Origin of the sequence: Amycolatopsis sp. NPDC004625 (assembly GCF_040609695.1) — a bacterium.
Classification (GTDB): domain Bacteria; phylum Actinomycetota; class Actinomycetes; order Mycobacteriales; family Pseudonocardiaceae; genus Amycolatopsis.
In genome coordinates this window covers 52648-60735 of sequence record NZ_JBEXKX010000052.1, presented here as the reverse complement: position 1 = coordinate 60735, position 8088 = coordinate 52648, and the positions used below count along the sequence as shown (strand labels likewise).

At 71.3% G+C, this 8088-nt stretch carries 6 protein-coding genes and 1 pseudogene; 2 read left to right on the top strand and 5 right to left on the bottom strand.

From position 1 onward, the window contains the following. Positions 1-89 precede the first annotated feature (89 nt). Complete coding sequence (locus ABZW17_RS39215) at positions 90-1313, bottom strand: lipase family protein (protein WP_354825689.1); 1224 nt, start codon at positions 1311-1313, stop codon at positions 90-92. Positions 1314-1401: 88 nt separating this feature from the next. Here ABZW17_RS39215 and ABZW17_RS39210 point away from each other — a divergent pair, with 88 nt between their 5' ends. Further along, positions 1402-2046, top strand: coding sequence for a TetR/AcrR family transcriptional regulator (locus tag ABZW17_RS39210; RefSeq protein ID WP_354825687.1), 645 nt, complete (start codon positions 1402-1404; stop codon positions 2044-2046). A gap of 103 nt (positions 2047-2149) precedes the next feature. Here ABZW17_RS39210 and ABZW17_RS39205 read toward each other — a convergent pair whose 3' ends face one another. The 4 genes and pseudogenes from ABZW17_RS39205 to ABZW17_RS39190 all read right to left on the bottom strand — a co-directional run bounded on the left by ABZW17_RS39205 (position 2150) and on the right by ABZW17_RS39190 (position 5974). Then, the gene (locus tag ABZW17_RS39205; RefSeq protein WP_354825704.1) at positions 2150-3313 is read right to left on the bottom strand and encodes a GGDEF domain-containing protein; all 1164 of its coding nucleotides are present in this window, start codon (positions 3311-3313) and stop codon (positions 2150-2152) included. Positions 3314-3635: 322 nt separating this feature from the next. After that, positions 3636-4898 carry an MFS transporter gene (locus ABZW17_RS39200; RefSeq protein WP_354825685.1) on the bottom strand — a complete coding sequence of 421 codons (1263 nt, stop codon included), beginning with the start codon at positions 4896-4898 and terminating at the stop codon, positions 3636-3638. Positions 4899-5263: 365 nt separating this feature from the next. Next, positions 5264-5635, bottom strand: a pseudogene (locus ABZW17_RS39195) (hypothetical protein); the annotation flags it as partial. Positions 5636-5683: 48 nt separating this feature from the next. Then, a complete protein-coding gene (locus tag ABZW17_RS39190) occupies positions 5684-5974 on the bottom strand; it encodes a hypothetical protein (protein WP_354825682.1) in 291 nt (96 codons plus the stop codon). Between the two features lie 171 nt (positions 5975-6145). On the opposite strand from ABZW17_RS39190, the gene ABZW17_RS39185 reads away from it, so the two are divergent. Next, on the top strand, positions 6146-8088 hold a 1943-nt coding region (locus ABZW17_RS39185; RefSeq protein ID WP_354825680.1), incomplete at its 3' end, for an FAD/NAD(P)-binding protein.

The following is an 8088-nucleotide window of genomic DNA, read 5'->3' as shown; positions in this document are numbered from 1 at the left end:
CACGCCCCGGCCCCCTCGGCCCCCACTGGGTGTTTTTTCTTCGGCGCGTTCTAACGCGCCTTACCACTCACGACCGGCTGCGGCAGGGGTCAGAACCAGCCGCAGTTGACGGGTGCGGGGAGGCCGGCGAAGCGGCCTTCGAGCCAGGCGAACGCCTCCGGGTACGCGCGCACTGCGCCGAGCACGTGCGTCGGCACCAGCGTCGTGCTGAACTGCACCTTCACGCCCTTGCCGCACCACGTCCGGCCCAGGTCGCGGTCCTGCGCGTAGGGCACGATGTCGTCGAGTGCGCTGTGGACGATCAGCACCGGCGCCGTCGGCTTCAGCGACCCGATCTTCTGCTCGCCCACGCGCGACTTGTACGGCTCTTCGCCGAGGTACGCGGTCAGCGAGCGGCCGTCGTTGGTCAGCGACGCCGACTGCGTGAACGCGTGCGCGGCGATCGCCTCGACCGTGCATTCGTTCCGGACCTGCTGGAACAGCTGCTTGCCGCGCGCGTTGAGCAGCGCCGGGATGTTCAGCTCCGGGTACGCGTAGTTCAGGCTGACCAGCGCGAAGCCGAGGAAACCGACCGCGTAGTGGCCGTCGAGGTTCTTCGCGACCTCGGCGAGGTCCGCCGGCACCGCCCCGGCGTACGCGCCCTTCAGCTTCAGCTCGGGCGCGTAGCCCGGCTGCAGTTCCGCCGCCGCGGCCGACGCGCCGCCGCCCTGGGAGTAGCCCGCGATCGCGACCGGGCCGTCGTCCGGCAGGCCCGCCTCGGGCAGCCGCTGCGCCGCGCGGATCGCGTCGAGCACCGCGTGGCCCTGCGAAGCGCGGTTGACGTACGTGTGGTCCCCGGGCGTGCCAAGCCCTTCGTAGTCGGTGACGACGACGCCGTAGCCCCGCGTCAGCAGCCCGGCGATGAACGGGCCTTCGTACTCGAAGCCCGCGGCAAGCGCTTTCGACGGCGCGCAGTCGTCGCCCTCGCCCTGCGTGCCGACGGCGTAGGAGACGATCGGGCGCGGCCCGGAGCCGTGCCAGGCCGCGTGCGGGGTCAGCACGGTGCCGGTGACGGCGATCGGCGTGTCGTGGGTGTCGCGGCTGAGGTACATGATCCGCTGCACGTCCGCGTCGGCCTTGATCAGCTGGATCGGGTCGATGTAGAACGTCGACGCCTCGTGCCGGATGACGTCGCCGTTGCTGCCGGCCGGGAGGGGGGACGGGGGATCGTAGAAGGACGCGGCGGAGGCCGACGGCGGGCCGAGCGTCGCCAGCGCCAGAACGGAAACCGTGGCGACGGCCGCGGAGCGGGCGCGGCGGGGGAAGATACGCATGCTTGCTCCTCGTTGAGCAGGTCGAGTGCGCGGGGAACACCTTTTTAGACAGAGGTGTCGGAAAAAGAATCACGTGAGGTGGACCACCATGTCAAGCCCGGCTCCGCGCGGGCGGCCGCGCAAGCTCCCGGTTTCCGAGCAGCGCGCCCGGGTGCTGCGGGCGACGGCGCGGGTCGTCGCGCAGCACGGGATGCAGGGCGCGACGATCGAGCAGATCGCCCGGGAAGCGGGCGTCTCACGGCAGGCCGTCTACGAGCAGTTCGGCGACCGCGCGACGCTGTTCGCCGAGGTCGTGGCCACCACCGAGGAAAGCGCCTTCGCCGCGATCGCGGGGCCGTCGGTGGCCGACGAGCAGCCCGGCCTGCGGGCCTGGGCGCGGGCGAACTACGCCAACATGGTCACCTTCGTCGCCGACCACCCCGAGGGCTACGGCGTGCTCCGCGCGGCCGAGCGCGCCGGCGACCCCGCTCTCACCCGGTTGAGGGAGAGGCTGGCGGTCGTCTACGCCGAAGCCAGCCGCAAGCGGTGGGCCGCGCACGGCATCGACTCCGGCCGCGCCGACCGCGCGCTCGTCACGCTCTTCTTCGCGATGACCGAATCACTGGTCCAGGCCACCTGGGACGGCGAGCCGCCGGACCAGGACGCCCTGATCGACCTGCTCACCGAATTCACCGTCGGCGGCGTCGCCCGCCTCCAGACCAAGGCGAGCGACGTCATCGAGCGCCTGCGGTAGGTCGCTGTGTCGATCGAATAGCAATCCGACCACAGCCACGGCAGAACGGCTTTTCGGCCACGGTTGCGTTCCGCGCGGGGGCGGCCTGCTTTTGGCCGGATTGCTATGCCGCGGCCAGCGCCGCCGCCGCGGACCCCACCACCCTGTTTCGCCCGCCGTGTTTCGCCGCGTACACGGCCGCGTCGGCGGACGCCATCACTTCCTCGATCGACGACCCGTCGAGCGGGTACGCGGCGACGCCGATGGACGCCGTCTGCCGTTCGATGTCGACGGCGGCGCCGGCGTTGGTCGTGGTGCTGATGATCAGTTCGCTGACCCGCTGCCGGATCCGCTCCGCCGTCACGATGGCGTCCTCTTTGGACGTCGAGGGCAGCAGTGCGACGAACTCCTCGCCGCCGAACCGGCCGACCAGGTCGTGCGCCCTGGTCTCCTGCTTGACCACGGCGGCGACCGCCTTGAGCACGTCGTCCCCCGCGAGGTGCCCGTAGGTGTCGTTGACCCGCTTGAAGTGGTCGAGGTCGATCATCATGGCGCCGAAGCTGCCGTTCTCGCGCTCGGCGCGCGAGATCTCGCGCTGGGCGCCGTCCTGCCAGGTGGTGGCGTTGAGCAGCTGCGTCTTCTGGTCGGTGGTGGCCAGCTCCTCGAGGCGCTTGACCAGCACCGACCGCTGCAGCACGTACAGCGGCAGGATGACCAGCACCGACAGCAGCGGCTCGTGGCCGAGCACCATCACCAGCAGGCCGCCGACGCACAGCGTGGACAGCTCGAGGAGGTTGTCGTCCATGCCGCCCAGGCAGCTCTCGACCGTCGCCTCGGCCGGGTTGGCGAGGTAGAGGCCGAGTCCGGTGAGGGCCGCGTTGACCACGAAGTACACCAGCACCGCGATCGAGACGGTGACGACGCTGAGCTCGGGCGAGTACAGCGTGACCAGGCCGGCCGAGCACGCCGACAGCGTCGCGCTGGTGGCGTTCGCGGCGACCCGGTGCGGCTGGCCCGGGCGGGTGCCCGACCAGCTGCGCAGCGCCAAGCCGACGTACAGCGTCACCCCGAGCAAGGTGACCAGCTGCGTCGGCAGCAGCAACGCGGCGGGCAGCAGCCACACCGACGTCATGTTCATGTGCGGGCCGTCGCTCAGGATGCGCCGCTGGCGCTCGATCCGGCGGCTGACCTCGGTTTGGGCCAGTGCGAGGGCCCCCAGCAGGCCCAGGATGCCCAGGTGCTTCAACGTGACCGGGGTGGTGACCGTGGCGACGGCCGTCCAGCCCACCAGTACTGCGATCGCCGCGAGCGTGACAGCGATCCAGCGGGGCGGCCGCCGCCACAGCGCCCAGCCCGCAACACCAGAAATCACGCCTTGTCCAGACCGTTCCCCCAATGTGACCATTTTTCCCCCAAACCCTTGCGCTCGGTGGTGGTGATGAACCACTCACGGACAGTTTCAGCCCGTTTGCCGTCTGTCCACAAGGGCCTTAGGTGTGTACATTTTCCGGGACGCCGGATCGAAGGGTGGCCAGCGATGCGTTCCAGAGATCAGTAAGCCGGAGCCGCGCCGCAAGGTCGCGATGACGAAGCCAGCGTGTCGAGCGTGTTCAGGCGTGTTCGGCGCGCTGGGTCTCATAGTCGTGCCCGCCTCCGCCTGCCCTTGAAACCCGCGCTCGCCGCCACGCCAGGGCGAGCGGCGCCGTAAGTATCAATCCGGCAACGCCGAAGATGCCGACAGTCGTTTGCGCCCCGAAGTAGTCGGTCAGCACGCCGCCGATGAGCGGGCTCACGCCGAGCATCGTCGTCAGCCCGGTGTTGGACAGCCCCATCGTCTGCGCGCGGTTCTCGTCCGGGACAGCGAGCGTCAGCGACGCCGTCGCCTGCAGCAGCGCGACCGCGCCGAACGCCCCGGACAGGACGAACAGGACGATCGACACCCACGGGCCGGGCTGCGCGAAGCCGACCAGCATGGGCACCCCGCACAACGCCGAAAGCGGCGCGATCAGCTTCGGCCGCGCGTCGGCCGGCACCCACCGCGTGAAGACGAAGGTGCCGATCACGCTGCCCACCGGGTCGGCCGCGAGCAGCAGCCCGACGAGCTCGGGGCCGCCGCCCGCCGACGCCACGTAGGGCGCGGCGATCCCCTCGTAGACCGGCAGCAGGCCCATCAGCCAGGTGAACAGCACCAGCGTCCGCAGCGCGGGGCTGGCGAACGCCACCCGGCCGCCGGCGCCGATCGTGGCGAAGAACGACTTCCGCGACTCCGCCTTCGCGGCGGCCGGCCGGGAGCGTACGCCGAACCGGACGAAGGCCGCGGACAGCAGGAACGTGACGGCGTCGAGCACCAGGGCCACGTGCGGGTCCAGGGCCAGCAGCAGCGCGCCGCCACCGGCGAACCCGAGCAGCTGGGCCGTCTGGACCGTCATGGTCCGCACGCCCATCCCGACGACGAACCGGTCGCCCTCCAGCACCTGCGGCAGCAGCGCGAGCTGGGCGGCCTTGAACGGCGGGTTCAGCAGCGAGACGCCGCCGACGAGCACGCAGACCACCCAGAACGGCAGCTCGGGCACGGCGACCAGCAGGATCAGCCCGGCGCGGAGCAGGTCGACGGCGACCATCACGGTGCGTCGCGAGAACCGGTCGGCGAGGCCGGTCAGGAAGATGCCGCCGATCAGCGACGGGGCGAAGGTCAGCGCGTAGGTGAGACCCGTCAGCGTGGCGGAACCGGTGGTGGTGAACACCAGGATCGACAGCGCGACTCTCGCCAGCTGGTCACCGGCGATCGACAACAGTTCCGCGAACCAGAGCGCCCGGAACTCGGCGATCCCGAACACCTCGCGGAACGTGACCCGGTCCGGCGGTGCTGCCATGCGTTTCTCCGACTCCGTGTGCAGACCGTGCCCGCCTCGGACCAGTCGTCGATTTTGACCGGCTGGTCACCAGGCCGTCACGGTACGTGAGTTCCCCCAGCCAGTGTCCCGTGACAGTGGGTAAATCTCTAGGTTCTTTCGCTGGTATCCAAAGTGTCACGGAGCTTTCCCGAACGGGTCAGACGATAGCCCGCAGTGTCTGACCGGTCGCCCAGGAGTTACCGGTGGATCATTCCGTACCGTTTGGTCGGTCGCCAGAGGCAAAAGTAGCCACCTCGCGTTTGCGAGGTGGCCACCGGGGAGAAACGGGGGCTCAGCCGTCGACGGGCGAGGGCGTCTTCCGCCGGGGGCCGGGCGGTCTCCGTGGCGCGCGCGGCGTCGCGCTTGGCTACCTCCTCGTGGACGATCGGGATGACGCACCGGCCGAAGTCGATCCTGTCGCCGAGCATGTCGTAGCCGCGGGCGGACAGGATCTCGACGCCGAGGTCGTAGTAGTCCAGCAGCGTCTGCGCGACCGTCTCCGGCGTCCCGACCAGCGCGTTCGAGTTGCCGGCGCCGCCGGTCGCGGCCGCGGTCGGCGTCCACAGGGCGCGGCCAAAGCGCTCGCCCTGGGCCGCTCCGGCCCCGCCGGCGGCGTACGCGGCGGGCGAGGAGCCACCGAACGACACCTTCGGGCGCGGCTGCTGCACCGGCTTGACCTCGCTGACGTAGTCCGCGAAGCGGTAGTACTCGCCATCGAAGCCGCCTGAGTCGCGGTGGGCGGCAACGGAGTCCGCGGGGTGGAACTAGCGCCGGTGTGCCTCGATCACCTCGATCGACGCCCGGACCTGCTCGAAGGTCGGTGGCGTGGCCCGGTTGAACACGACGGTCAGGGCCCGGCGCGGGATGACCACGAACTCGACGTCCACCCCGGCCGCCTCCGCGGCGGCCTCGACGACGTCCCGCCAGTGCTCGGGGTCGATCCCGTCCGGATCGGCCCATTCGTGGGCGAAGATCGCCCAGTTCCCCCGGAGGAGGGTGCCGACCACGTCCTGCGCGGTGTGGACGCGGTGCGGCGAACCGATCTCATCGGCCAAGTATTCGCAGGTGGCGGTGTGCGGCTGAGGTCCGGGCACCTCGGTGGACGAAGGTCAAGTTCGCTCCTTTCGCCGGCGTACCCGAGGCATTCGGAGCCGCGGGCCGGGCGGATTGGTTCCGCTCCGTGGGAAGGCCGTCCGGCCGGGAAAGCCCGGCGTAGCTTCGGGTTCGTGGCCGATCTCCCGCCGTTCACCCTGGCTGTCGTGGGCGCCGGACCCCGCGGGGTCGGCGTCCTCGAACGGCTCGGCGCGAACGCCGGTGAGCTGCTCGGCGGCCGTCGGCTCGAGGTGCACCTGATCGACCCGTTCCCGCCGGGACCGGGCCGGGTGTGGCGCTACGACCAGTCGCCGCTGCTGCGGATGAACTCCATGCCCGAGGACGTCACGATGTTCACCGACGACTCGGTGACCATGGCGGGCCCGGTGCGGCCGGGGCCGTCGCTGCTGGAGTGGGCGCGGAAGGTGCGTGACGGCGGCCTCGAGGCCGAGGTGCCGTCCGACGTCGTCGCCGAGCTGACCGCGCTCGACCCCTTCGACTTCCCCACCCGGCGGCTGCAGAGCGCGTACCTGACCTGGGTGTACCGGCACGTCGTGGCGGACCTCCCCGGCGGGGTCGACGTCGTCGAGCACGCGGCCCGGGCGACCGGGGTGGCCGGGAACACCGTCAGCCTGTCCGACGGCTCGGCGATCGCCGCGGACGCCGTCGTGTTCACCGTCGGGCACCTCGACGCGGAACCCGACGAGCGGGAGCGCGAGCTGGTGTCGTTCGCCGCGCGGCACGGGCTGGCCTACTACCCGGCCGGCTACACCGCCGACGTCGACTACTCCGCGATCGCCCCGGGCGAGACGGTGCTGGTGCGGGGCTTCGGGCTGGCGTTCGTCGACCTGATGCTGCTGCTGACCGAGGGCCGCGGCGGCCGGTTCGAGGAGCGGCCGTGCGGCGGCCTGCGCTACCACCCGAGCGGCGCCGAGCCGGTGCTGCACGTCGGCTCGCGGCGCGGGGTGCCGTACCACGCGAAGATCGGCTACCGGCTGCGCGGCAAACCGTTGCGGCTGCCCAGGTTCTTCGACGCCTACGCCATCGACGGGCTGGCGGGTGCCGTCCTGGACTTCCGCCGGGACGTCTGGCCGCTGATGGCGAAGGAACTGGCGTGGGGGTACTACAGCGAGCTGTTCACCGGGCACCCCGAGCGGGTGCGGCTGGACTTCGCGGTGTTCGCCGACGCGTTCGCCGATCTGCCCTGGGATTCGCCGGCCATGCGCGACCTGGTGGCGCGCGCGGTGCCCGCCGAGGCCGACCGCCTCGACCTCGACCGCCTGGACCGGCCGCTGCAGGGCCGCGAGTTCGGTACGGCGGAGGAGTTCGGCAAGGAGCTGCGGGAGTACGTCGAAGCGGACCTCGCGCGCCGGGCGGACCAGGAGTTCAGCGCGGACCTGGGTGCCTTCACGGCGCTGCTGTCGGTGTACGGGCAGCTGCCCACGCTGGTCCGGAAAGGACGGTTGGACGCCGCGTCCCAGGTGTCCGACATGGACGGTTGGTTCCACGGGTTCTTTTCGTACTACGCCAGCGGACCGCCGCCGCGGCGTCTGGAGGAGTTGCTGGCGCTGCACGAGGCCGGCCTGGTTTCCTTCGTGGGCGCGGACATGCGGGTCACGGCGGAGGGTGGCGTGTTCGTGGCGTCCTCGGCGAGCCACCCGGAAACGGTGCGGGCGCGCACGCTCGTCGAGGCGCGGCTGCCGGGCCCGAGCGTGACCCGCGCAGCCGACGGCCTCCTCCGGCAGCTGCGCGACGCGGGTGAGCTGGCCGAAGAGAACGTGGCGGACCCGGTGACGGGCGAGCGGCTGCCGTCGGGCCGGATCCACACGCGGGTGTCGGACTCGCGCCTGCTGGACGGTTCGGGACGAGCACACCCGCACCGGTTCGCGGTGGGCCCCCACACGAGCGCCCGCTCCGCGGCGGCGTTCACCCGCCCGCGGACGAACGCCCTGTCGTTCCGGCAGAACGACGCGGTGGCGCGGATCGACGTTGGCTGCCTGCAACTTGGTCGCCAGCTGCCGCTCCTCCCGCATGATGCCGGAGGCGAGGAACATCAGCGGGTGGTCGGCCGCGTACC